This is a genomic window from Cupriavidus basilensis (assembly GCF_029335485.1).
GTDB classification, from domain to species: domain Bacteria; phylum Pseudomonadota; class Gammaproteobacteria; order Burkholderiales; family Burkholderiaceae; genus Cupriavidus; species Cupriavidus basilensis_E.
This window is the reverse complement of record NZ_JARJLM010000140.1, coordinates 1-24,470: the sequence shown is the minus strand read 5'-3', so window position 1 is coordinate 24,470 and position 24,470 is coordinate 1. Positions and strand designations below refer to the sequence as shown.

Sequence of the window (24,470 nt, the reverse complement as noted above, 5' to 3'; positions counted from 1 at the left end):
CATGCGGCAGGCATCAGCCGGCGCGGTCCATCAGGAACTGCGTCAGCAGGGGCACCGGACGGCCGGTCGCGCCCTTGGCCGCGCCGCTCTTCCAGGCGGTGCCGGCGATGTCCAGGTGGGCCCAGTCGTACTTCTCGGTATAGCGCGCCAGGAAGCAGGCCGCGGTCACGCTGCCGGCCGGGCGGCCACCGATATTGGCCATATCGGCGAAGTTGGACTTGAGCTGGTCCTGGTAGTCATCGTCCATCGGCATGCGCCAGGCGGTGTCCATGGCCTTGCGGCCGGCTTGCTGCAATTGATCCGCCAGGCCGTCGTTGCGTGCATAAAGGCCGCTGTTGACGTGGCCCAGGGCAATGATGCAGGCGCCGGTCAGGGTTGCCACGTCGACCACGGCGGCCGGCTTGAAGCGCTCCACATAGGTCAGCGCGTCGCACAGCACCAGGCGGCCTTCGGCGTCCGTATTGAGGATCTCGATGGTCTGGCCGGACATGCTGGTCACCACGTCGCCGGGCTTGATGGCATTGCCGCTGGGCATGTTCTCGCAGGTGGGCACCACCGCAATCACGTTCAGCTTGAGACCCATCTCGGCCGCTGCCTGCAGCGTGCCCAGCACCGAGGCGGCGCCGCACATGTCGTACTTCATCTCGTCCATGCCCTCGCCGGGCTTGAGCGAGATGCCGCCGGTATCGAAGGTAATGCCCTTGCCCACCAGCACCACCGGCGCCTGCTTGGCCGAGGCGCCGTCGTAGCGCAGCACGATGAACTGGGGCGGCTCCACCGCGCCCTTGGTGACCGCCAGGAAGGCGCCCATCTTCAGGGCTTCGAGCTGCTTGCGGCCAAGCACTTCCACCTTCAGCTTGTGGCGCTTGGCGATGCCGCGGGCGGCATTGGCCAGGTAGCTCGGCGTGCAGATATTGGACGGCAGGTTGCCCAGGTCCTTGGTGAGTTCCATGCCGTTGGCGATGGCCGCGCCGCGGACCACGGACTGGGCCGCTGCCTTGGCGTCGGCCGCGTCGACGGTCAGCACCACCTTGCGCAGGCCGGCGGGCTTGTCGCCGCCGTTGGACTTGCCACTGGCACTGGCATTGACGCGCTTGAGGTCGGGATGGCGTTCGTGCAGGCGGTAGCCGGCTTCGCGGATCAGGGTGACGGTGGTGATCAGGCGCCAGGCCAGGTCGCGCGCATTGCCGGCCTGCTGGGGTGCCTGCTGCTGGGCGAGGCACCACAGCACATTGACGGCGCGCGTGCCGGACAAGGCACGCAGGGCGGTGCGCACGGCTTCGGCAAAGGCCTTGTCGCCGAACTCGGCTTCCTTGCCGAAACCCACCAGCAGCACGCGGGCGGCACCCACGCCGGCCACTTCGTGCAGCATCAGCTGCGTGCCCCGCTTGCCCTCGAAATCGCCCAGCTTGATCAGCCGGGACACCAAGCCCTTGGTCGCCACGTCGAGCGCCTTGGCCACGCCTGCCAGGCTCTGCCCTTCGAACAGGCCCACCACCAGGCAATCGGTCTTGGTTGCCAGGAAACCATTTTGGCCCGCTTTACTCCAATCCAGGGCTTTTGTGCTAAATTCCATCGCGCTTCCTTCCAGGGGCTCGTCCACCACGAAAGCTCCTATTATCCGCGATTTGCTGCAGCCGGTCCGCTATCCTCAATTGGCAGGGTCCGGCGCACCGCATCGCCCGCGCCGGCCGGCAGCCCGGAACCGACACCGCATGATCTTTCAACAAGCCTTGCGTCGCGAGCTCGCATACACCGCCGGCGCGGTGTTCCTGGTCATGCTGACCTTCATGCTGACCTCGCTCGTAATCCGCATTCTCGGCATGGCCGCCAACGGGCAGGCCAGCCCCAACGACGTGCTGATGCTGATCGGCCTGGCCACCATCGGCTACCTGTCGATCCTGCTATCGGCCACGCTGTTCATCTCCACCCTGATCGTGCTGACGCGCTGGTACAAGGACTCGGAGATGGTGGTGTGGTTTTCGGCCGGCATCTCGCTGCGCGACCTGGTCAAACCGGTGCTGCAGTTCGCCGCGCCGTTCATCATCATGTCGCTGCTGCTGGGCATGTTCGCCTGGCCGTGGGCCAACCAGCAAAGCGCGCTGTTCCGCGACCGCTTCGAGCAGCGCGGCGTGCTGTCGATGATCGCCGCCGGCCGCTTCATCGAGCCGGCCAAGGGCAATTACGTGCTCTTCATCGAAGGCATCGACGCCGACATGAAGCACGCGCGCAACGTCTTCGTCGCCAACGCCGAAGCCGACAAGATCGGCGTGGCCCTGGCCCACCAGGGCGAGTTCCAGACCATGCCCAACGGCGACCGCATGGTGGTGATGGAGAACGGCCGCCGCTATGCCGGCACGCCGGGCAAGATCGACTACCGCATCGTCGAGTTCGATCAATACGCGGTCAAGGTGGACAACAAACCACCTGAATCCGATGCCAACCTGCCCACCAAGAGCCGTGACACCATCGACCTGCTGCGCAACCCGACCAATGAAAACCTGGGCGAACTGCTGTGGCGGATGTCGCTGCCGCTGCTGGCCTTCAACTTCGTGCTGATCGCCATCCCGCTCGCCTACGTCAACCCGCGCCTGGGCCGCTACACGCCGCTGGTGTTCGCGGTGCTGATCTACCTGACCTACAGCAACCTGATCAACCTCTCCCAGGCCTGGGTGCGCTCCGGCTCGATCCCCTTCGCCATGGCCTGGTGGCCGTTCCACCTGATCGCCCTGCTCGGCTCGGTGCTGCTGTTCCGCTACCGCCAGAACCGCAGCCTGGGCGGCTGGCGCGCGGTCTTCGGCCTGCAGCGCAAGGCCAAGGGAGGCCAGGCATGAAGATATTGCGCGTCTATGAGCGATATTTCGCGCGGCTGATCTACGGCGTCTTCGCCTTTATCCTGTTCGCGGTCCTGTCGCTGTTCGTGTTCTTCGACATGCTCAGCGAGCTGGAAAGCGTGACCGGCCGCTACACCTCGCTGGTGGCGTTCTTCCACGTCATCCTGCAGGCGCCCACCCGTATCTACGAGATGCTGCCGATCGCCGTGCTGATCAGCGCGATCTATGTCTTCTCGCAGCTGGCCAGCCAGTCCGAATTCACCATCTTCCGCGTGGCCGGCCTCAATACGCGGCAGGCGCTGTTCTCGCTGTTCAAGCTGGCGATACCGCTGGCCATCGCCACCTTCATCTTCGGCGAATTCATCGGCCCGGCGGCGGAGCAGTATGCACAGAAGATCAAGCTGGAAGCGCTGGGAGCCACGGTCTCCTCGGGCTTCCGCTCCGGCGTGTGGGTCAAGGACCGCGACCGCGACGCCACCAAGGGCCACGAGGTCACCCGCTTCGTCAATGTGGCCGGCCTGCGGCCCGACCAGAGCATCACCGGCGTGACCATCTACGAGTTCGACGACCAGTACCGGCTCAGCGTGATCCGCGTGGCACAGGAAGGCCACTACCAAGGCAACCAGTCCTGGCAGCTTTCCGGCGTCACCGAGACCCGTTTCCTGGAGTTGCCGAGGGGCGAGGCGGGCAAGGCCGATCCGCTGGCGCCGGCGTTCCGTGGCGAGCAGCATGCCTTGTCCACCATGGCCATGCGCTCGGAGCTGACGCCGCAGATCCTGTCCGTGCTGCTGGTCGAACCCGAGCGGATGTCCACGCTCGACCTGTTCCGCTACATCCGCCACCTGCGCGACAACAAGCAGGACACCCAGCGCTACGAGATCGCCTTCTGGAAGAAAGTGATCTACCCGCTGACGCTGTTCGTGATGGTAGCGTTGGCCCTGCCCTTCGCCTACCTACACGCGCGCGCCGGGGCGGTGGGCGTGAAGGTATTCGGCGGCATCATGCTGGGCTTGTCCTTCCACCTGTCCAATACGCTGTTCTCGCACGTTGGCTTGCTGCATACCTGGCCGCCGATCGTCTCGGCCCTGATTCCCGGCACGCTTTACCTGCTGGTGGCGCTCGGCGCGTTGCGCTGGGTTGACCGGCACTAAGGACCGGACGTGAGCACGCCCGCCACGCCCGCCCCCCGCCAGGCCCTGGTGCTGTTCGGCCATGGCGCGCGCGATGCGCGCTGGCGGGAGCCGTTCGACCGGCTGCACGCCAAGCTGACGGCTGCGCTGCCGGATTGCGCGGTGCGGCTGGCCTTCCTGGAACTGATGTCGCCTGCGCTGCCGGAAACGCTGGCCGAACTGGCCGCGGCGGGCGTTGCCGATATCGACGTGGTGCCGGTCTTCTTTGGTCAGGGGGGGCATTTGCGGCGTGATCTGCCGGCCCTGCTGGACGACTGCCGCCGGCAGCATCCGCGGGTGGCGATCCGTTGCGCGACGGCGGTGGGCGAGGCTGAAAGCGTGCTGGATGCGATTGCGGCCTATTGCGTGGGGACGCTCGGCGGAGCGGGACAAAGCGCCTGAGACACTGAACGAAACCCGCAAGATGCGCCAAAACCGGCACGCGGCGGCATTTGACGCGCCCGCCCTCTCCCCCGGTTGCTCTCCGCCGCGCGGGAGAGGGGAGCAAACCAGCACACGGCATCCTCGTAACGCATGATTGGATGCCAGGGCCACGCGCAAGCCCAAGACCCAAAGAAAAAGCCGGACAACGCTACGTTGCCCGGCTTTTTTCTTCCCGGCGCCCCTGCATCAGGCTGCGCGGGTTTCCCCATACGCAACGCCGCCATCCACGTCCTGCGGCACCGCCTCGCTGGCCCTCGACGCCAGCGCTTCGCCGATCATCAACAGGCTCGGCTGCGCCGGATCGATCCACGTCGCCGCCTCTCCCGCCGCCATCTGGCGCAGCGTGAACTGGCGGCTGCGCTGGTGCGCCGAGGTAGCAGCCTCGACCACCCACGCAGGCGTGGATGCCGGCTTGCCATGGGCGATCAGTTGCGCCGCAATGGATGCCGCCTGGTCGCGGCCCATGTAGTACACCACCGTATCGGCCTTCACATCGGCCTCCACGTCGATCGTGTCCGCTGCCTTGGCCTGGGTGGCGAAGGCGACGCTGCGCGCCACGCCACGCTTGGTAAGCGGCTTGCGGATGGCGGAAGCGGCGGCCAGCGCGGCAGTGATGCCCGGCACGATCTCGTACTCGATACCGGCCTCTTCCAGCGCCTGCAATTCCTCGTCGGCACGGCCGAACAGCATCGGGTCGCCCCCCTTGAGACGTACCACGCGATCCTGCTTGCGCGCCTGGTCGATGATCTGGCGGTTGATGAACAACTGCGCGGTGGAACGCTGGCCGCAGCGCTTGCCGACCTCGATCAGCTGCGCCTGCGGACACCATGCCAGCATCTCGGGCGATACCAGCGCATCGTGCAGCACCACCTGGGCTTCGCCCAAAAGCCGTGCACCGCGCACCGTAATGAGGTCCGCGGCACCGGGACCTGCCCCGATCAGGTAGACCTTGCCCATGCCATGCTCCTTCGCGTTTGCTTGATCGACTCGCCTATCCACTCGCCTCAGGCGAACGCACGAATCATGCCCGCAGCCACCGTGTGGTTGGTGGCTTCGTCGATCAGCACGAAAGCGCCGGTGGCCGGGTTGTCGCCGTAGACGTCGCAAACGATGGGCTTTTGCAGCGAGATCTGCACCGAACCGATATCGTTCAGGCGGATATCGTGGCGGCCGGTTTCATGCGACAGCGTATGCACGTCCAGTACGCGGTCCACCGACGACACGCGCGCGAACACGCTGGCCGTGGTGTGCTTGAGCACGTACTTGCGGGCCGGATTCAGCGATTCGTCGTCGAACCAGCACAGGTCGGCCGTCAGCTTCCTGGCCGAAGCGCTGTCCGCACCGGCGGCCACGAACATATCACCGCGCGACACATCCACGTCTTCGGACAGGCGCACCGTCACGGTCTCGCCGGCGCTGGCCGACTCGGCCATGCCGTTGGGGGTCAGCACTTCCGCCACCACGGCGTCGCGGTTGGCCGGCAGCACGCGCAGCTTCTGGCCCACGCGCACGGTGCCTGCCTCGACCCGGCCGGCGTAGCCGCGAAAATCGTCCGCCTGGGCGCCATCCTGGCGGATCACCAGTTGCACCGGGAAGCGCAGCGCGGCATCGCCCTCGGGAGCGGGTTCTTCCACCGGCAGGGCTTCCAGCAGCGGCAGCAGCGACTCGCCCTGGTACCAGGGCATGGCCTGGCTGGCGTGCACGATATTGTCGCCGCGCAGCGCCGACACCGGCACGTAGCGCACGTCCTTCAGGCCGAGCTGGCTGGCCAGTTCGGCGTAGGCGGTGCGGATCTGGTTGAAACGCTCCTCGCTGAACTCGACCAGGTCCATCTTGTTGATGGCGACGATCACGTGCTGCAGTTCCAGCAGCTTCAGGATGGCCGAATGGCGCTTGGTCTGGGCCAGCAGCTCGGCGCGGCCGCCGCTCACGGTCACGCGGGTGGCATCGACCAGCACGATGGCGGCATGCGCGGTGGACGCGCCGGTCACCATGTTGCGGGTGTACTGCTCGTGCCCCGGCGTGTCGGCAATGATGAACTTGCGGCGCGCGGTGGAGAAATAGCGGTAAGCCACGTCGATGGTGATGCCCTGCTCGCGCTCGGCTTCCAGGCCATCGGTCAGCAGCGAGAAGTCGATCTGCTCGCCGGCGGTGCGCTTGTTCTTGGCATTGGTCAGCGCGGTCAGCTGATCCGACAGCACGGACTTGCTGTCATACAGCAGGCGGCCGATCAGCGTGCTCTTGCCATCGTCGACCGAACCGGCGGTGATGAAACGCAGCAGGCCTTGGTGTGATGCTTGTTTGGTCATGTCAAATCCTTTCTTCTTCCCTCCGCAGCGCCCGCTCCGGCGCTCAGGCGGGGGGCAGCGCTAGGCGCGTGAGGGCGACGTGTACATTGGTACACGAGCACTCTCGCAACGGCGCGATGTGCCCGCCTGAGCATCCGGGTTAGAAGTAGCCTTCTTTCTTGCGGCGTTCCATCGATGCTTCGCTGGTCTGGTCGTCCATCCGGGTCGCGCCGCGCTCGGTGATCTCGGTCACGGCCGTCTCGGCGATGATCTCGATCGGCGAGGCCGCGGTGCTGGCCACCGGGCAGGTGCAGCTGATGTCGCCCACGGTGCGGAAGCGCACCGACAGCACTTCACTGACGTCGCCGTCCTGCTTGGGCGTGATCGGCGTCACCGGCACCAGCAGGCCGTTCTTCTTCACCACTTCGCGCTCGTGCGCGTAGTAGATCGGCGGCAGTTCCAACTCTTCGCGGGCGATGTATTGCCACACGTCCAGCTCGGTCCAGTTGGAGATGGGGAACACGCGCATCTGCTCGCCGGCCGCCATGCGGGCGTTGTACAGGCTCCACAGTTCCGGGCGCTGGGCCTTCGGGTCCCATTGGCCGAACTCGTCGCGGAAGGAGAAGATGCGTTCCTTGGCGCGCGCCTTTTCTTCATCGCGGCGGGCACCGCCCATCAGCGCGTCATACTTGTTCGACTCGATGGTTTCCAGCAGCGTCACGGCCTGCGCCGCATTGCGCGAATCGGTTTCCTTGCGCAGGCGCACGGTGCCGCGCCTGATGGAATCTTCCACATGGCCCACCACCAGGCGCGCGCCCAGCTCGGCCACGCGCTGGTCGCGGAAGGTGATCACTTCCGGGTAGTTGTGGCCGGTGTCGATATGCACCAGCGGGAATGGCAGTTCGGTCTTGCGGTCACCCAGGCGGAAGGCCTTGAGCGCCAGGTGCAGCATGACGATGGAATCCTTGCCGCCCGAGAACAGCAGGGCCGGGTTGCGGCACTCCGCCACCACCTCGCGGATGATGTAGATGGATTCCGCCTCGAGCTTGTCGAGGTGATCGTTCTGCACTTGCAGCAAATGCGCCACGTCAGGCGCGCCCGCGATTTCGTTCATGATGCCCATTTCGTCTGGCCTCAATGCTTGATGTTCTGTTCGTGAAGCCCGCACTCTTTCGAGTCCTTGCTCTCCCACCACCACCGTCCGGCGCGCACGTCCTCGCCGGCGCGCACGGCGCGCGTACAAGGCTCGCAGCCGATGCTGGGGTAGCCCTTGGCATGCAGCGCGTTGACCGGCACGTTATGGCGCCTCAGGTAAGCCCACACCTCGGCCTCGCTCCAGTCGGCGAGCGGGTTGAACTTCGGAATGCCGCGCGCCTCGTCCATTTCCTCGAACGGCAGTTCCGCGCGCGTCACCGCCTGCTCGCGGCGCTGGCCGGTCAGCCAGGCATCGGCGTGCGACAGGGCGCGGTTCAGCGGCTCCACCTTGCGGATGCCGCAGCAGCTCTTGCGCAGGTCGACGCTGTCGTAGAACGCGTTCAGGCCGTGGTTCTTCAGGTAGTTCTCGATCGCCTCGGGGTCCGGCGTGAAGCGCTCGATGTCGTAGCCGTAGTGCGCCTTGACCTCGTCCAGCACCGCCAGCGTCTCCCCATGCAGGCGGCCGGTTTGCAGCGTGAAGACGCGGATGCCGGCGCGGACCTGCTCGGTACCGCGCAGGATAGCATCCGTCACCACCATGTCTTCGGCCGCCAGGCTCGACGCAAAGCGCGCGCGAAAAAAACGGCCGGCGATGCCCGCCAGGCGCTGGCCCAGCTCACGCTCCTTGACCTCGAGATCCGCCACGCTGCCGGTGTATTCCGGCGCGGTCCACAGTGCCGGGGGGCGCAGCGAGGAGACGGGGGCCTCGACGATAGCGATCTCGCTCATACCGTTTCCTTGCCCAGCGCTTCGGCGCGGTTGCGGCGGAACAGCGGCAGCGGCTCGTCCACCGATGCCTGGTAGGCCACGGTGAACTCGGTGAAGCCCTTGATGGCGTCGTCGATGTTCTTGTCGGCGCGCACCGCGAAGGCATCGAAGCCGCAGCGCTTCATGAAGTTGAGCTGGTCGCGCAGCACGTCGCCGATGGCGCGCAGCTGGCCCCTCCAGTTGTAGCGGGTGCGCAGCAGGTAGGCGGTGGAAAAGCCACGGCCATCGCGGAACACGGGGAAGTCCACCGCCACCACGGACACGCCGGCGAAGGCGGCCTGTGCGTCGGCGGGTTCGTCTTCCGGTGCCAGCCAGATGCCGGTGATGCCGGCGGCGCGGCCGGCCAGTACGCCGTCCTTGTGCGCCAGCCAGGCGCTCAGCGGAAACAGCACAGCGTCCTTGCCTTGTGCCGCGGCGACAATCTGCTCGTCGGTCAGGGCCTGGCCCTCGGCGCCGCGCAGCACCGTCCACGCGTCGTCGACGATGACCGGGGTGGGGTTGGCGCCTTCGCCGCGTTGCAGTTGAATGATCTTTGCCATGTCGTTATCTCCGGTGCTCAGGCTTCGGCGCGTTCGCGCTGCCCGCTGGTCCTGCCCTGGGCATAGACGCGTTCCTTGAACGGGGCGATGCCGATACGGCCCAGCACGTCGATGAAGCCTTCGTCCTCGTGGCGGTTGGCCACATAGGTATCGATGATGCGCGACACCACGTCGGGCATTTCCTCGGCCTTGAACGACGGGCCGATCACCTTGCCGATGGCGCTCTGGTTGCCTTGCGCGCCGCCCAGCGTGACCTGGTACCACTCCTCGCCGTCCTTATCCACGCCCAGCACGCCGATATTGCCGACATGGTGGTGGCCGCAGGCGTTGATGCAGCCCGAGATGTTGAGCGAGATCTCGCCCAGGTCGTGCACATAGTCCAGGTCGTCGAAACGCGCCTGGATGGCCAGCGCGATGGGGATCGACTTGGCATTGGCCAGCGAGCAGAAATCGCCGCCCGGGCAGGCGATGATGTCGGTCAGCAGGCCGATGTTGGCGGTCGCCAGGCCGGCCTTCTTCGCCTCTTGCCACAGGTCGTACAGGTCGTGCTTGCGCACGTCCGGCAGCACCAGGTTCTGCTCGTGCGCCACGCGCAGCTCACCGTAGCCGTAGCGGTCGGCCAGGTCGGCGACCAGGTCGATCTGCGCATCGGTGGCGTCTCCCGGGGGCGATGCCGCGCCCGGCTTGGTCGACAGGGTGACCGCGGCGTAGCCCGGCACCTTGTGCGCATGCACGCTGCGGCTCACCCAGCGGGCGAAGGCCTTGTCTTCCAGCAAGTGCTTTTCATACGAAGCATCGGTGTCGGCCAGCTTGTCGTAGGCCGGCGGCGCGAAGTACTGCGCCACGCGGTCGAACTCGGCCTGCGTGATGGTGGCGGGACCATCCTTGCTGTGCTGCCATTCTTCCTCGACTTCCTCGGCGAACTTCTCCACGCCGATGGCCTTCACCAGGATCTTGATGCGCGCCTTGTACTTGTTGTCGCGGCGGCCATAGCGGTTGTACACGCGGATTGCCGATTCCACGTACGACAGCAGGTGCTGCCAGGGCAGGTCTTCCTTGATCACCGAACCCAGGATCGGGGTGCGGCCCAGGCCGCCGCCGGCCAGCACGCGCAGGCGTGTCTCGCCCGCGGCGTTGCGGTAGGCGTAGATGCCGATATCGTGCATCTGCACCACGGCGCGGTCGTCGTCCGAGGCGGAGATGGCGATCTTGAACTTGCGCGGCAGGAAGGCGAACTCCGGCTGGAAGGTGCTCCACTGGCGCAGCAGTTCGGCCAGCACGCGCGGGTCCACGGACTCGTCCGGGGCCACGCCGGCGAACTGGTCGGTGGTGATGTTGCGCACGCAGTTGCCGGAAGTCTGGATGCCGTGCATTTCGACGCTGGCGAGTTCGGCCAGCACGTCAGGCACGCGCTCCAGTTCCATCCAGTTGTACTGGATGTTCTGGCGGGTGGAGAAGTGGCCATAGCCGCGGTCGTACTCGCGCGCGATATGCGCCAGCATGCGCATCTGCCTGGAGGACAGCAGGCCGTACGGAATCGCCACGCGCAGCATGTAGGCATGGCGCTGCATGTAGAGGCCGTTCTGCAAGCGCAGCGGCAGGAATTCTTCCTCGCTCAGTTCGTCGGCGATGCGGCGGCGCACCTGGTCGCGGAACTGGGCCACGCGTTCGTTGACGATGCGTTGGTCATACTGGTCGTACTGATACATGGTGTGGGTCCGTTCAGTATTCGTTAAATTCGTTGGATTCAGGAGACGAGCTTGATGGCGACCAGCGTCAGCGTGGTCGCCAGCGCGGCGCGCACCAGCCGCTCGGGCAGCGCCCGCGACAGTTGCGCGCCCAGCCAGATGCCGGGGATCGAACCCACCAGCAGGGCCAGCAAAAGCGTCCAGTTCACCGTGCCGAGCCACACATGGCCCAGGCCGGCAAGCGCCGTCAGCGGGACGGCGTAAGCGATATCGGTGCCGGCCACTTCAGCCGGCTTCATACGGGGATAGAGCAGCAGGATCAGGGTGGCGCCAACGGCGCCCGCGCCGATCGAGGACACCGTCACCAGCACGCCGATCACGGCGCCCACCAGTACGGTGGCGATGGTCTGGGCACGGCCTTCGAGCTGGAATTGCGGGTTGCGCGACAGCCAGGCCAGCAGTTGCTTGCGGAACAGCAGCGACAATACCGTCAGGATCACCGACACGCCGATGGTCAGGCGGATCGCGTGCAGCCACTGCGCATTGAGTTCGCCGGCGCTCTTGAGCACCAGGATGGCCACCACCGCGGCCGGCAGGCTGCCGATGCACAGGCGGCGCACCACCTGCCACTGCACGTGGCCGTGGGCGCGGTGCGCCAGCGTGCCGAACCCCTTGGTGATGGCGGCGAACGCCAGGTCGGTGCCGACCGCCGTGGCCGGCGAGAAGCCGAACAGCAGGGTCAGCAGCGGCGTCATGAGCGAACCCCCGCCCACCCCGGTCAGACCGACGAGGACGCCTACTAGCAGACCGGAAACGGTATAGGCAAGGGACATGGGGAGCTCACGAGGCCGGTGGGCGCCCGCCACTGCCTGAAAACGAGGCACGCGCGCGGAGGTTCCGACGGTTCATTAACAAAGTTCGAGAATCGTAATAAACTGGCCTCATATCTCAAACTAATAAGAAGTTGTTTGTTTATACGAACACAGTTATATGAACCTGCACCAGTTCCGCTTTGTGCGCGAAGCAGTACGTCAGAACTACAACCTGACCGAGGCCGCTAAAGCGCTCTACACATCACAACCAGGCGTTTCCAAGGCCATCATCGAGCTGGAGGAAGAGCTCGGCGTGGACATCTTTACCCGCCACGGCAAGCGCATCCGCAGCCTGACGGAGCCGGGCCGGCGCATCCTGGTGTCGGTGGAGAAGATCCTGCAGGAAGTGGAGAGCCTGAAACGGGTCGGCAAGGACTACGCCGCCCAGGACCAGGGCAACTTCACCATCGCCACCACCCACACCCAGGCGCGCTACGCCCTGCCGCGGGTGATCGCGGAGTTTACCAAGCGCTACCCGAAAGTGCGCCTTTCCATCCAGCAGGGCAATCCGGCGCAGATTGCGGACATGGTGCTGCACGATCACGCCGACATCGGGATCGCCACCGAAGGCATCTCCGCGGACAAGAACCTGATCTCGTTGCCGGGCTATCAATGGCAACATGTGCTGGTAACGCCACCCGAGCATCCGCTGCTGGAAAAGAAGCACCTGGCGCTGGAAGACCTGATGGGTTACCCGATCATCACCTACGACCCCAACTTCGCCGGCCGCCCCAAGATCGACAAGGCCTTCGAGCTGCGCCACCTCAAACCGGACATCATCCTGGAGGCCATCGACGCCGACGTCATCAAGACCTATGTGGAGATTGGTCTTGGCGTGGGCATCGTCGCCGGGGTAGCCTTCGACGCCGAGCGCGACCGCAACCTGCGCGGCATCCCCGCCGGCCACCTGTTCGGCACCAATGTGACGCACCTCGCGGTCAAACAGGGCGCCTACCTGCGCAGCTTTGTGTATACCTTTATTGAGTTGTTTTCGCCGACCCTGAACCGCAAGCTGGTGGAACAAGCCATGTCGGGCGAGCACGAAGCCTACGAACTCTGATTTTCCGCCCCTCGGGCGCGGTCCCGCCAGGGGCGCGCCGGCCGCCAGCCGGCGCGTGTGGCGGCTGACCGGCTTTCATCGATTTACCACGTTGGCCAGACTCGCCAGAGTCGACTGGCCGACTTCATTGGCCACCCTACCCGGCCAGAAAGACAACATGATCAACAACTGCTTCACCCTCCTGCCCAATCTTCAGGCTCTCGCTACCCAGTCCAGCCACCCGGAGGCCTGCCAATGACCACGCAAGCCACCCTCCACTGGACCGAAAACGGCGAAGAACGCAGCGCGGACTGGCGCTCCGAGGCCGGCATGCCCCCGCCCAAGCGCGTGGTCATCGCTGACGACACCACCAGCGCCGACACCGCCTACCGCCTCGCCTGCGAAGGCACCGCCATGCTCTGGCGCGGCGACTTCCAGAACGCCCGCCAGCTGCTGCAGGCCCTGGCCCGCCGCGCCGACAAGCCCAAGAAGGCACCCAAGGCCGGCAAAGCGCCCCTGGTGAAGCCCACGCCCACCGAAGCCTTCCACCTGCACCGCCAGGCCCAGTCCCAGCGCGCCCGCACCCTGGCCATGCTGCTGCTGCCCTTCGACGCCGACCACCTGGTGCCGCTGCGCCGCGCACCCGACACCCGCGAAGCCTGCCTGGAAGCCTACGGCGAGGCCGACGCGCCCTACGTGGCATCCATGCGCGAACTGCTCGGCCTGATCGGCGCCCACGAATGGCGCAAGAAAGGCGTGGAGATCCCCGCCCTGGGCGACCGCATCCACCCCTACTACGGCGTGTTCTCCCCGGTGCGCGGCGAATACATCGACCTGGTGGCCAAGGCGCAGCTGCCCGCCGGCGCCGCCAGCCTGGCCTTCGACATCGGCACCGGCACCGGCGTGCTGGCCGCCCTGCTGGCCCAGCGCGGCGTCAAGCGCGTGATCGCCACCGACCAGGACCCGCGCGCGCTGGCCTGCGCCAGCGACAATATCCGCCGCCTCGGCATGGACGACCAGGTGGAAGTGACCGAAGCCGACCTCTTCCCTGCGGGCCGCGCCCCGCTGGTGGTCTGCAACCCGCCCTGGGTGCCCGCACGCCCCAACTCGCCGATCGAGCGCGCCGTGTACGACCCCGACAGCCAGATGCTCAAGGGCTTCCTCGCCGGGCTGGCCGAGCATCTGGAACCGAAGGGCGAAGGCTGGCTGTTGCTGTCCGACCTGGCCGAGCACCTGGGCCTGCGCACGCGCGAAGCGCTGCTGGGCTGGATCGAGGAAGGCGGGCTGAAGGTGTTGGGACGCCTGGAGGTCAAGCCGCACCACCCGAAGGCCGCCGACCAGACCGACGCGCTGCATGCGGCGCGCTCGGCCGAGGTGACTTCGTTGTGGCGGCTGGCGATACGCTGAGCGTTCACTGCATCGCCTTCATTCGCTGCAGCAATGCAGCAATGAGCGAACCGGATCACGGCCCGGACAAGATGCCGCGCAAGCTGGATCAGGATGCGTGGTTTCTGTGCGAAACCACCTCCGTTCGCTACTAGGCATTGTGCGCGAGGCTGTGCAGAGCCGGCGGACCACAATGCTTCGCTGATCCAGCATGCCGGCACCATCATGGAGGAGCAGGGCGAGATCGCCCGCTTCGCCGCCAAGGCCCCGCGCCTGACCGAACTGCCCGTGCCCAATGCGCCGGATTCCGGTTTCTTCCAGGTCCCGCTGCCCCACCTGTCGATGCTGCGGATCGGCGGCGGCGATGTCGCCGACAAAACAGGTATTTATCACGCCGCCGATATGTGCTGGCCTCGTTCAGTCCCGGCACTATTGCATATACGGTATCAATGCATTGCGGCGAACGGCATGAGGCGCCACGAGACGCGCCAGCGCTGGTCTTGACAGGGTTGCCTGGCAAGCCGGAAAACCTGTTGCCGTATCAGGGTTTCCCCTTGTGCGTGCCACAGGAGTAAATTCATGCTTCGCCATGCCCGATCCGGCTCCAGCCACATGGATGCCGGGATCGGAAACTGGAGATCGGAGTGGAGACCATGCCGTGCCAGGCTGTCGACGAAAGGCCGGGATGCGGCGTTATCCCTCTGGAAGGACAGTGGTCATGTTGCGCTCCGCCATCGGCAAGCAGGATTTCACGCCGCTGGCGAGCCACGTGCCCAAGCGCCCCCCGGTGCTCTTTTACTCAAGTCAGCAGGAAAGGAAGCAAACCCATGAGCTCCACCATCGAAGCACTGTTCCCGAAGCATGAAGACGCCCCCGACAGCATCGTCAGCGCGCTCAACCACCAGCAGATCGTCGTCGCCTTGTCGGCACTGGTGGCCGAGCAGCGCATTGCCGTGCTGCATATGCTGTACCCGCGTACCGACGCGCGCACGCACCGCAGCCTCGACACGCTGGTCAGCACGCTGCACGGCCACGGCCTGCACGAGGTCGCCACGCTGATCTCGCAGGAAGCGCACTATCTCGCGTTCAAGGATCCCGTGAAGGCCTGGAAGGCGTTCCAGGAAATCCGCCATGACTCGCTGGCGATCGGCGTTCACCTGTATTACAAGGGGAGCACCGGTGATGATGCGGAGAAGGCCCTCGATGCGGATGCGCATCCGAAGACCGACACCTCCCCGCGCCACGCCTGAACGGATTGCCGCCGAGACTGGCGGCATGGCGGGCGTTGGCGGCTGACGCCTGCGCCCGCGATGGTCCCGCTCGCCCTGGGTAGGGCAAGAATCGCCACCGCTCCCGTCCGGGCCAGGTGTGGTAGTTCACTACCAGGAATCCGCCTCCGCGCTGCTATTCCAAAAATTCCTCCCGCGATGTGTCGATATTGACGCCCGCGGTTCGTCGTCTCAATGGCGGCGCGCGTTGTGTCCGCCTATTCTGCAGAGAATCACAAAGGAGATCGGACATGCATTACATCGATGGATTTGTCGTCCCCGTGCCGACGGCCAACCGGGAAACCTACCGCAAGTTCTCCGAGGCTGCCGCGGTGGTGTTCAAGGAACATGGCGCGCTGTCCCTCGTCGAGTGCTGGGGCGACGACGTGCCCGAAGGCAAGCTCACCTCGTTCCCGATGGCGGTCAGGCTTGAGAAAGACGAGACCGTGGTCTTTTCCTGGATCACCTGGCCGTCGCGCAAGGTCCGCGACGAGGGGATGAAGGCCGCCATGGCCGATCCCCGCTTGCAGAACCAGGGAGAGATGCCCTTCGACGGCAAGCGGATGATCTTCGGCGGCTTCGAGATGATCGTGAGCGCGTAGGCGGACAGGCCGCCGGCCGGCACCACGGGTCCGATGCGCCTCCTTCGGGACGCAGACCGGACCCGGCCTTGGCGCCTCGTGTGGCGAGATGCACGAGGGCATGCCCAGCCTGGGCACCGATGCGCCTTTTTCCTATTACGTCGTCCCTGCGCCAGAGCGCGAAAGCCGCTGCGATCTCGGCAGCGACGACTGCGCCATCGACGATTTCGGCACCGGGCACAGCTCGCTGGTAAGCGTCGCGGCAAGGCCGTGTTGACTACTTGCACCCAATGCGATTCAGGTGCGTGAACCGCATCCATTGCGGGCGCCCGTACCCTGAGGGCCGCTACCGTATGGCTCGCGCCATCACGATGACGTCACCAGTGAATCTCGGATTGCTTGTGCGATATAGGATGTCGAAGCCCTCCCGCTGCCAGAACGCGAACGCACGCGGATTCGTGGAAATCACAGCCAGCCGAATCATCGTGCAACCCCAGCCTCGCGTCATCTCCTCAATCAAACGCAATGCGGTCCGTCCGTAACCCCGACTCTGATGTGCTTCAGAGAAGATCAGCAATCCGATGAATGCACAGTCGCTGGTCGGATAGGCTCGAATCACATCGGCGCAACCCACCATGTCCGTACCAACGCAAAGTCCAATCGTGAATTTGTCGGCTGCTTCCTTCCCCGCGGGCATACTGTTGAAAAAATCATCGACGTCGGCATTCGAAGGCGCGCGCCCCTCGACCAAATGAGAGTACGAAGGGGCCTCCATAAAGACCCGCAAAACCTGCGCTGCATCGCTTGCTGAATCGGGAGTAAGGGTGCGAATGGTGAGCATAAGAGTCTGGGCGTGACTAACCGCTACCAATTCTAAACCGCCAGCCACTATGCGCAGGGGCGGCCGGGGTCTCGCCGTGTGTGATTCCAGTTCGATATTCTTACCCTGCCAACCGGTGGATCCACGAAGGCAAGGTAGCGTCTCGCCGGGATGGCTCCTGGCTGCATTTCCGTTGCCTGCGCAGGCGCATACGGATCGCAAACTGGATCCCGAGCGGCCAATGCATGTCGGTTGACCCACGCCAGCGCTGCAAATCGGATATTCAAATCAGATATTCAAATTTATCAACGCAAAACCCTTTGACCGGCACGCGTCAGCCACCTAGGCTAGTCACACCTGCCGACGAGCAGCATGAAAAATCGCCGGAACGTGACCCGGAGATGTCCGTATTTCCTTTCATGAAGCGGAAATACGGACATCCTTGAATTCACTGCAATTCAGGCATTTTTCACCATTTATCCAGAGACACCTGCTCAGCAACAAAGCTCAAGATCTTGCCTTTGCCGCGCACCCGCGCCGCCTGTTTCCAGGCAGGCCGGAGCACGGACACGGGCTCCTTTTTTCAGGCGGACCCGCTCGCTGCGCCCTGAACGCGCGAGGCATTTCCCCTGGCGTCATCAGCATCATTGCATTTTTCACCCCGGCATACTCGCGCCGGATCTGTAGTGACGTCGATCGTCATCAAACCTGCAGTCTTAACTGAATGGTGGATCTCATGGAAAAGTCTCAAGTCACTGAGCAAATCAAGAGCTATATCCGCGCTATCGAGTTGCCTGCGCCAGAGGCGCGGCTGCAGTCGGTGTACAACCCGCGCGCGGCGGCGTTCCAGGACGACACCGCGGGCGCGGCCGTCAATGCCGGCAGCCTGGTGTCCTTCGTGTCGGGGCTGACCGCGCAGCACAAGAGCGACGTGCTGAACTCCACCCTGCTGGCGCAGCTTGCCGCCAACAAGAAATTCGACCGCTACAACCAGACGCGCCAGTGGTATGACTTCTATGTCTCGGTGCTGGCACAAGTGGGCTGGGTGGTGCCGGCCTTCGCCTACAGGCAATACACCCCATCCGGCAGCTCGCTGGTGCTATCCGACGCGGTGCTGGCCATCCTGAGCGCCGTGGCCACGGGCAAGGAACTGGAAATCGTGCGCGTCACGCTTGAATCGCTGAAGACCAACCCCGGCAATGAAGGGCCGCTCGTCCTGTTCGACCAGCAAAGCTTCCCGGAAAACCTGGGCACTTTCCAGATCTTCCCGGTCGGCGAAGACGACGGCCAGGTGGTCATGGCGCTGGCGGCGATGGAATTCAAATCGCAGCGGCATGTGACGCGCTTCCTGTGGTTCACCTGGGAAAGCCGATCCGTCCAGCTGTTCCAGAGCGCCCAGAAGGCGGTGCTGAACGAAGACGTCTATGGCCGGGTACGTCAGGAGGTGATCAACAAGCTGGGAGATCGTGCCTCCCAGTACATCAAGGACATCGAGATCTGAAGTGGCCTCCTGACCTGAGCAAGCCGACTCCAGCCACGGCCATCGCGAGAGCGGTGGCCGTATTCCGACGCAAGGATCCCTACCATGCCCTACCCCATTGAAACGCAACGCAACCTGCCAGAGGCCGCGGGTAACGTGGATGCCGGAAACCTGGTGACCTTCGCGCACGATGTCCCGGCGCAAGCCCGGCAGGATCTGCTCAACTCCAACCTGCTGGCCCAACTGGCGGCGGACAAGCAGATCTCGCGCTTCACGGAAAGCGCCGCGTGGTACAAGCGCTACGGCGACACGCTCAGCAACCTGACCTGGCAGGTCACGCGGATGCGCTTCTCGCGGTATGTGCCGCCGGGCCTGCAGTTCAACCCGCGGGAGATCGTGCTGGCGGAAATGTCCAAGGTGGAGTCCCCACAGAACGTTGGCCTGGTGCGCAACACCATCGATACGCTGAACAGCCTGCCCGATGACGCCAGGGCCCGCGAGGTGCTCCAGCGGTTCAGCAGCACGGATCACGAGCTGAACCTGCAGGTCAGCTTTGGCGACGGCGGATCGGCCGTCGACATCGTGTGCGTGATCTTCGCCACGGAGGAAGATATCGTGGATCCGCTCGTGCAGGAGTTCGATGTCGCCGCGTTGAAGAGCGAGATCCGCATTGCGCTGCTGTCGGGGGTGATCAACGAACGGCTCTACCCGGCGATCAGGCAGAGTGTGATCGACAAGCTGGGGGACAAGCGGGGGGAATTTATTGTGGCGGTTGAGTCGGGAAACGCCAACAGTCTTGTTGCGTAGCTGTATGCGTGGACGGCGTCGGTCTGCTGTGTCCACCCCGAAGGGCTGTATTCGACCTCGCTCGTGAAGTGCAGTTTTTTGGGGCCTCGTAGCTGCTGATGCAGATCTGCGTGAAAGGGATTCTTTTGGGGCTTCTAGCTGCTGGCGCGGCTGTAAGCCCCAAAAAACTACCCCCTTACGCCCCACCAACGCCGCCCCCTGATTAAAGACCCTTTCCTAACACGGCTTAGCCCGCCAGCTTCCGGAAGGTCTCCAGCACGGCATCGCCCTTGAACGGCTTGACGATCCAGCCCTTGACGCCGGCCGCCCTGCCCCGGTCCTTCATGGCCGGGCTGCTTTCCGTCGTCAGCATGACGATGTTGACGGTCTTGTTCGCGAGCTCTCCGCGAATTTTCTCGACCATGGTCAGGCCGTCCATATTGGGCATATTGACATCGCTGATGACCAGCCGGATGCCGGCATTCGCCTTCATCTTGGCCAGACCGTCCTTGCCGTCCACGGCGGTGTCCACGTCCAGGCCGTTCTTCCTCAGGAAGCCCGCCACTTCATCACGCACGGTGCCCGAGTCATCCACAACAAGAATCTTTGCCACTTTTCTTCCCCTGTTTTTTTGGTCAGAACAGCTCCAGTTCCCCGCCACTCTCCTCGACAGCTTCTGTGTCTGCAACGAAGTCGAGCGGCGCACTCGTAAACACGCATACCGTTGCGCCGAGCTGCACGGATGCGTTGATCGAGACGGTGTACGAAGCGCGATAGTCCGGCTTCAAATCCTCAAGGTGCGAAACGCAGTGCGCGCTCAGCACATACGGCGTCGACATCCCCAGGTCGGGGAAATGCCGCAGCAAATCCTGGTTGACGGCCCCGCAGCAAAGATTGCCGGTTTCCACGAAGGCCTCCCGCAACGCGCCCTGCGCGCCATCCCGCATGAAATACGCACGCGTGGCTTCGTCATCCTCGAAATGCAGCACCAGCAGCAAGCGGAAGACCACGGACGAGATGGTGAGGACGACGACTTCGGCATCCGCCGCATCGCTCTCCCACACATGCCGGGCCGGTGAAACAACGCAGGCGTCGTCCGCCTGCACGGTCAGCCGGGACTGCGCCGCCCGGAAAAAGATGCGTTCGAAACTGTCCTGCGCGCGAGAACTGATCACGTCGATGCCCGATGTCTGGTTTGCCCGAGGTTTGCCCGAGGTTTGCCCGAGGTTTGCCCGAGGTTTGCCCGAGGTTTGCCCAATTGCCAATTGCCAATTGCCGATTGCCGATTGCCGATTGCTCAATGCAGCTGCGCCTGGAACTGGTTGGCAAGCGCCTCGACGCTGCTAAGCGACGCGGTGATCATCTTGCCGCCCGCCTGGATATCCTGGAACGTGGCCGTCGTCGTCAGGTCGTTCTTGTGCAGGCTGTCGCTATAGCTCTTCGACAATGCCTCCGACCGCGCGGCAAGCGTCCTGACCTCCCCCGCCACCACCGCAAAGCCGCGCCCGACCGTGCCCGCGCGAGCCGCCTCGATCGACGCATTGAGGGAGACGATCACCACATGCCTGACGATGGAAGCCAGCTCCTGGTTCTGCACATGCATGGTCTGGTTGCGCTCCATCAGCGAGATCATCTGCTCATGCCAGCGCTCGAACGTGGATGCCAGACCCCGCAGCCGCGCCGCTTCGCCGGCGATCATCCTGGCCTGGCCGGCCCATTGGTCCCGTTCCGCCCGCGCCGCCTTGAGCGCCGCGCGAGCATCGTCGGCGGCCTCCGACTGTTTTGCCGCATCGCCGCGCAGCTGCTGGATTACCGCTTCCAGCGCGCGCTTTTCCTGCTCGCCCTGCTCGAGGCGCTCGGTCTGGCCTGCATTGACCTTGCCGAGCGCCTCGAGCCGGGCCTCCATGTCGGATCGCAGCAAGGCCATCGCCTTCGCGCTGTAAGACCTGTGCGCCAGCCGCGCCAGCACGGCGGTCACGGCGCCGCCGGCGAGGGCCGCTACGAGATACTGCCCAATCTGTCCCATCTGTCCCATCGCAAACAATCCTTCTTGATCCGCATCAGATATTGGTCATGGCTGGCGCTTCGGCCTGCATGCCCACACTGTCCACGGCCAACGAGTCCGGCAGGCAGACGATGGTCTGGAACTGGCGGAATTCCGCGCCCTTGCGATCGTCGGTAAAGCGCAGCGCGATGCTGCCCTTCTCGCGCATCAGGAACGCGTGCACGGCGTCCATGCCCACCCCGCGCCCCGACACCGCCGTGACGGTTTCCGCAGTCGAGAAGCCGGGACGGAAGATAAACTGCGCGATTTCCTCGTCGGCAAGCACGTCGCCGACGCCGATCCATCCCCGCTCGACGGCGATGTCCCGGATCCGGCCAAGGGCCAGGCCGCGGCCGTCATCGCTGAGGGTGATCTGCAGCGAGCCCTGGTCGACACCGACTTCGATATCGATGTTGCCGGCGCCCGGCTTGCCCTGTGCGTTGCGCACCTCGGCGTGTTCGATGCCGTGATCCATGGCATTGCGCAACAGGTGCGTGAACACGTTCTCCAGTACGGCAACGGCCTCATCGCGCAGGCGATAGCCGTTGTCGTCGATGCGCACGACAGGCGTTGCCTTGCCCAGTTCGCTCGCCAGCGAAGGCAGCGACGCCAGCACACCGGAAAGCGCCTCGCCGAAGCTCTCGGTGCCGAGCAGGCTCAGCGTCTGGCGCACCGCGTCGCGCATCGACACCAGGTCGTGCAGATTGGCGGGATTCGCCGCTTCGAGCAGGCGCAGGCTTTCGCGGATCTTTTCCTTGCCGGCCATCATCAGCGCTGCCGCGCCGGCGCCATGGCCGGGGCCCTTGCGGCCAAGGCTGACCTCGTTGATGCTGGCGTAGCGCTCGATCGCCTCCCGCACGCGCGCCAGTTCCTCCATCAGGCCGGCCTGGTCCCAGGCACGGCTATCGTCATCGGACTGGCGCAGCGAGGCATAGCGCTGCTCCGTCTCGTGCACCACGTTGGTCAGGTGCTGCAGGTTGTAGGTGCGCGCATTGCCCTTGATGGTGTGCATATTGCGGAACAGCGCGGCAACGGCAGCGCTATCCGCCTCCGAGTACTGGCGGATGATGCGCTCGTTCTCATGGACAAAGCCGGTCGAGCTCTCGATGAACTTGTGGAACTTCTCCTGGCTGACCGCCAGGATTTCCCCGATGATCTCCAGGCTGCGCCTTTGCTCGCTGGCTTCCGCCGCCAGCTGACGCAGCTGGGTCACGTCGCGCACGCACAGCATCAGCCGCGTCACGGTGTCGTTGTCGTCGGTGATGGCCGACCAGCTCAGGTCGAGCACCTTCAAACGGCCGTCCGGCATGCGCCTGGACACCTCGCCGGCCAGCAGATGCTGGTTGAACACGAAGTTCATCGCATCCTGCCCCAGGCAGGCCCCGACGGCGGCTTCGATCTGCGACAGGCTGTCCGCGCCCAGATCCGTGTCCGCGAAGACCAGCTCCATGAAATCGCGCCCCGCGATATCGGTGGTCTCGAAGATCTCCTCCAGGTACACCGAGTATTCCGGATGCACCACCGCGCCTTCGACCACGGTCAGGATGCCCTGCTGCATGTTCTGCAGGATCGCCTGGATATCGGCCGTCTTCTGGCGCAGCAGCGCGGCGTTCTCCTGGATCTTCTCGATCATCTGGTTGAACGCCACGATGGAATGGCCGATCTCGTCCATCCGCCCCACCGGCACGCGGCGCGTGAAATCCTGGCTGGCGGCGATCTCGCTCATCATCGCCTGCATGCGCGTCAGCGGACGGGTGATCTGCCGGTACAGCAGCGCGCCAACGATCGTCAGCACGATGATGGCGATGCCGCTGACCACGGCGATGGCGGTGGTCGTCGTCGCCAGCTTGCCGTTCAGGCCGGTGATGGCCTGGTCCTTCTCCCGGTTCTTCTCGACGCGCAGCGTCTCGACGATCTTCTCCATCTCGTCGCGATACCGGGCCACATTGGCAAACAGGAAGGCTTGCGCAATATCGTTGCGGCCGGCGGCCTTCATCTCCGCCGTTTCATGGATCGCCCCGAAATAGTTCTCCAGGCTCTCCCCGGCCTGCGTCAGCAAGCCCTTCTGCGCATGGCTGTTCGCGCTCTTCGACTGACGCGCCAGCGCCTCGCGCAGGGCCGCCTCCCTGGCCTTCAGTTCCTCCTGGGCCTGCGTCACCAGATTGCCATCCGGCGCGTACACCAGCGCCATCGTCGCCAGCTGCACATCCTTGACCAGCGACACCACGTCGGCCGAAGCCAGCGCGCTGGGCACCACGCCCTCCGTCACCTCCCTGACTTCCGATGCACCGGCCCGGGTCTGGTAGACGGCATAACCGCCAATCGCCAGCAAAGCCACGAACATCAGGACAACCAATAGCGTAATGCGATGACGGATGGTCATTGATCCAAGCCCCTGTCAGCAAGTATTTCAAGCCCCGGAATAGGGGAAAAATTGCCCGTTTTAAACGGGACGAGTAGTGGTGCGACAGGATTATTGCGGCACGAGTGTGACTGCGAGATGACGCAAGCGTGCGTGGGCCAAAATGTGTGCCGCCCCTCGAAAGAGGGGTTCATAAGTGCTCAACTGTTCTGTTTTGCCTGTTCTTCTCGCAGTTTCCCCGCGTTGAATCGGCTGGCGCTTACGGTGGCCGCAAGGTACTGACATGCCGCTGTCACCTGCGGCCGCTAGCCTCTGCGCCACCCTTGGGGAGGGCGAGCGATGGAAAGTCTGGTTGGGTTGCTGGAGAAAACGGAGGCAGGCCGCGCGGCACTCGGACAGCGCGCCGGGACCCTCTGCCGGCGCAGCCGCGCGCTGCTGATCATGGTGGATGGCCGGACCAGCGTGCAGGACATGGTCAGCCGGGCCGGGCAACTGGGGCTGGATGCAAGTGCGGTCACGCAACTGCTGGAAGACGGACTGATCAAGGTCGCCGCCGGACACATGGACGCGACGCATCGCAAGCCAGCCGGGGACGCGCAGCTTGATTCACCGGCGCCCGCCGATGCCACCCGGAAGCGCTCGCTCGCGGCGGCCAGGATGTACCTGATGGATGTGATGGCGCGCACGTTCGGCACGGCGGATCATCCGATTCGGGCGCGGCTGGTGGAAGCGACGGACCGGGCTGCTGTTGAAGCGGCGTTTGAAGAATTCCTTGTGGTGCTGGGGGATATGGCCAGTCCGTCGCTGGTGGCGCATATCGAGGGAGCGTTCCGGGAACTGCTGCCGTTGGGGTGAGTGGATTTTGCCCTGGCTGGGTGGTTTCCCGATTGTCTCCCCTCTCCCGCCTG

At 64.7% G+C, this 24,470-nt stretch carries 25 protein-coding genes; 12 read left to right on the top strand and 13 right to left on the bottom strand.

Going from position 1 to position 24,470, the window contains the following annotated elements; all coding sequences use genetic code 11:
• Window positions 1–13 precede the first annotated feature (13 nt).
• Entirely contained in the window at window positions 14–1,576 is a 1,563-nt protein-coding gene (locus P3W85_RS08040) for a leucyl aminopeptidase (RefSeq protein WP_017228590.1), read from the bottom strand.
• Between the two features lie 139 nt (window positions 1,577–1,715).
• Between P3W85_RS08040 and lptF the strand changes: the two genes are divergently transcribed.
• From lptF to P3W85_RS08025, 3 genes are read left to right on the top strand one after another with little or no spacing between them, the layout of a single operon-like run.
• Window positions 1,716–2,834 carry an LPS export ABC transporter permease LptF gene (lptF, locus tag P3W85_RS08035; protein ID WP_276264383.1) on the top strand — a complete coding sequence of 373 codons (1,119 nt, stop codon included), beginning with the start codon at window positions 1,716–1,718 and terminating at the stop codon, window positions 2,832–2,834.
• Window positions 2,831–3,985 carry an LPS export ABC transporter permease LptG gene (gene lptG / locus P3W85_RS08030; protein ID WP_017228588.1) on the top strand — a complete coding sequence of 385 codons (1,155 nt, stop codon included), beginning with the start codon at window positions 2,831–2,833 and terminating at the stop codon, window positions 3,983–3,985. The genes lptF and lptG overlap by 4 nt, the downstream gene beginning before the upstream one ends.
• Before the next feature lie 9 nt (window positions 3,986–3,994).
• A complete protein-coding gene (locus P3W85_RS08025; RefSeq protein WP_276264382.1) occupies window positions 3,995–4,405 on the top strand; it encodes a sirohydrochlorin chelatase in 411 nt (136 codons plus the stop codon).
• A gap of 228 nt (window positions 4,406–4,633) precedes the next feature.
• Here P3W85_RS08025 and cobA read toward each other — a convergent pair whose 3' ends face one another.
• From cobA to P3W85_RS07990, 7 genes are all read right to left on the bottom strand, one after another.
• Entirely contained in the window at window positions 4,634–5,404 is a 771-nt protein-coding gene (gene cobA / locus P3W85_RS08020; protein WP_017228586.1) for a uroporphyrinogen-III C-methyltransferase, read from the bottom strand.
• A gap of 47 nt (window positions 5,405–5,451) precedes the next feature.
• Window positions 5,452–6,756 (bottom strand): sulfate adenylyltransferase subunit 1, encoded by a 1,305-nt coding sequence (locus P3W85_RS08015; RefSeq protein WP_276264381.1) that lies wholly within the window; start codon window positions 6,754–6,756, stop codon window positions 5,452–5,454.
• A 139-nt stretch (window positions 6,757–6,895) separates the two neighbouring features.
• Entirely contained in the window at window positions 6,896–7,858 is a 963-nt protein-coding gene (gene cysD / locus P3W85_RS08010) for a sulfate adenylyltransferase subunit CysD (RefSeq protein ID WP_017228584.1), read from the bottom strand.
• A gap of 11 nt (window positions 7,859–7,869) precedes the next feature.
• Window positions 7,870–8,658: a phosphoadenylyl-sulfate reductase gene (locus tag P3W85_RS08005; protein ID WP_276264380.1), complete on the bottom strand. Its 789-nt coding sequence runs from the start codon at window positions 8,656–8,658 to the stop codon at window positions 7,870–7,872.
• Window positions 8,655–9,236 carry a DUF934 domain-containing protein gene (locus P3W85_RS08000; protein ID WP_276264379.1) on the bottom strand — a complete coding sequence of 194 codons (582 nt, stop codon included), beginning with the start codon at window positions 9,234–9,236 and terminating at the stop codon, window positions 8,655–8,657. Before P3W85_RS08000 ends, P3W85_RS08005 begins: the two co-directional genes overlap by 4 nt.
• A gap of 17 nt (window positions 9,237–9,253) precedes the next feature.
• Entirely contained in the window at window positions 9,254–10,945 is a 1,692-nt protein-coding gene (locus P3W85_RS07995; RefSeq protein ID WP_276264378.1) for a nitrite/sulfite reductase, read from the bottom strand.
• A gap of 38 nt (window positions 10,946–10,983) precedes the next feature.
• Entirely contained in the window at window positions 10,984–11,757 is a 774-nt protein-coding gene (locus P3W85_RS07990; protein WP_035813982.1) for a sulfite exporter TauE/SafE family protein, read from the bottom strand.
• Window positions 11,758–11,914: 157 nt separating this feature from the next.
• On the opposite strand from P3W85_RS07990, the gene P3W85_RS07985 reads away from it, so the two are divergent.
• From P3W85_RS07985 to P3W85_RS07960, 6 genes are all read left to right on the top strand, one after another.
• A complete protein-coding gene (locus tag P3W85_RS07985) occupies window positions 11,915–12,856 on the top strand; it encodes a CysB family HTH-type transcriptional regulator (protein ID WP_276264377.1) in 942 nt (313 codons plus the stop codon).
• Between the two features lie 234 nt (window positions 12,857–13,090).
• Window positions 13,091–14,242, top strand: a complete 1,152-nt coding sequence (locus P3W85_RS07980) for a class I SAM-dependent methyltransferase (protein ID WP_276264376.1) — start codon at window positions 13,091–13,093, stop codon at window positions 14,240–14,242.
• A gap of 204 nt (window positions 14,243–14,446) precedes the next feature.
• Window positions 14,447–14,725 (top strand): hypothetical protein, encoded by a 279-nt coding sequence (locus tag P3W85_RS07975; protein WP_276264375.1) that lies wholly within the window; start codon window positions 14,447–14,449, stop codon window positions 14,723–14,725.
• A 323-nt stretch (window positions 14,726–15,048) separates the two neighbouring features.
• Complete coding sequence (locus P3W85_RS07970; RefSeq protein ID WP_276264374.1) at window positions 15,049–15,471, top strand: hypothetical protein; 423 nt, start codon at window positions 15,049–15,051, stop codon at window positions 15,469–15,471.
• A gap of 269 nt (window positions 15,472–15,740) precedes the next feature.
• Window positions 15,741–16,091: a DUF1428 domain-containing protein gene (locus P3W85_RS07965; RefSeq protein ID WP_017228574.1), complete on the top strand. Its 351-nt coding sequence runs from the start codon at window positions 15,741–15,743 to the stop codon at window positions 16,089–16,091.
• Between the two features lie 88 nt (window positions 16,092–16,179).
• Window positions 16,180–16,347: a DUF2199 domain-containing protein gene (locus tag P3W85_RS07960; protein ID WP_017228573.1), complete on the top strand. Its 168-nt coding sequence runs from the start codon at window positions 16,180–16,182 to the stop codon at window positions 16,345–16,347.
• A 69-nt stretch (window positions 16,348–16,416) separates the two neighbouring features.
• Here P3W85_RS07960 and P3W85_RS07955 read toward each other — a convergent pair whose 3' ends face one another.
• Window positions 16,417–16,911, bottom strand: coding sequence for a GNAT family N-acetyltransferase (locus P3W85_RS07955; protein ID WP_276264373.1), 495 nt, complete (start codon window positions 16,909–16,911; stop codon window positions 16,417–16,419).
• Window positions 16,912–17,626: 715 nt separating this feature from the next.
• On the opposite strand from P3W85_RS07955, the gene P3W85_RS07950 reads away from it, so the two are divergent.
• The gene (locus P3W85_RS07950) at window positions 17,627–18,391 is read left to right on the top strand and encodes a hypothetical protein (protein WP_276264372.1); all 765 of its coding nucleotides are present in this window, start codon (window positions 17,627–17,629) and stop codon (window positions 18,389–18,391) included.
• 84 nt (window positions 18,392–18,475) lie between these two features.
• A complete protein-coding gene (locus P3W85_RS07945; protein WP_276264371.1) occupies window positions 18,476–19,177 on the top strand; it encodes a hypothetical protein in 702 nt (233 codons plus the stop codon).
• Between the two features lie 226 nt (window positions 19,178–19,403).
• On the opposite strand, the gene P3W85_RS07940 is transcribed toward P3W85_RS07945, so the two are convergent.
• The 4 genes from P3W85_RS07940 to P3W85_RS07925 all read right to left on the bottom strand — a co-directional run bounded on the left by P3W85_RS07940 (window position 19,404) and on the right by P3W85_RS07925 (window position 23,583).
• A complete protein-coding gene (locus P3W85_RS07940; protein ID WP_035813973.1) occupies window positions 19,404–19,769 on the bottom strand; it encodes a response regulator in 366 nt (121 codons plus the stop codon).
• A 22-nt stretch (window positions 19,770–19,791) separates the two neighbouring features.
• On the bottom strand, window positions 19,792–20,331 hold the full coding sequence (locus tag P3W85_RS07935) for a hypothetical protein (protein ID WP_276264370.1): 540 nt from the start codon (window positions 20,329–20,331) through the stop codon (window positions 19,792–19,794).
• A 122-nt stretch (window positions 20,332–20,453) separates the two neighbouring features.
• The gene (locus P3W85_RS07930) at window positions 20,454–21,182 is read right to left on the bottom strand and encodes a methyl-accepting chemotaxis protein (protein ID WP_276264384.1); all 729 of its coding nucleotides are present in this window, start codon (window positions 21,180–21,182) and stop codon (window positions 20,454–20,456) included.
• Between the two features lie 34 nt (window positions 21,183–21,216).
• The gene (locus tag P3W85_RS07925) at window positions 21,217–23,583 is read right to left on the bottom strand and encodes a HAMP domain-containing protein (protein ID WP_276264369.1); all 2,367 of its coding nucleotides are present in this window, start codon (window positions 23,581–23,583) and stop codon (window positions 21,217–21,219) included.
• 336 nt (window positions 23,584–23,919) lie between these two features.
• Here P3W85_RS07925 and P3W85_RS07920 point away from each other — a divergent pair, with 336 nt between their 5' ends.
• Window positions 23,920–24,417 carry a hypothetical protein gene (locus P3W85_RS07920; RefSeq protein ID WP_276264368.1) on the top strand — a complete coding sequence of 166 codons (498 nt, stop codon included), beginning with the start codon at window positions 23,920–23,922 and terminating at the stop codon, window positions 24,415–24,417.
• The last annotated feature ends 53 nt before the right edge of the window (window positions 24,418–24,470 follow it).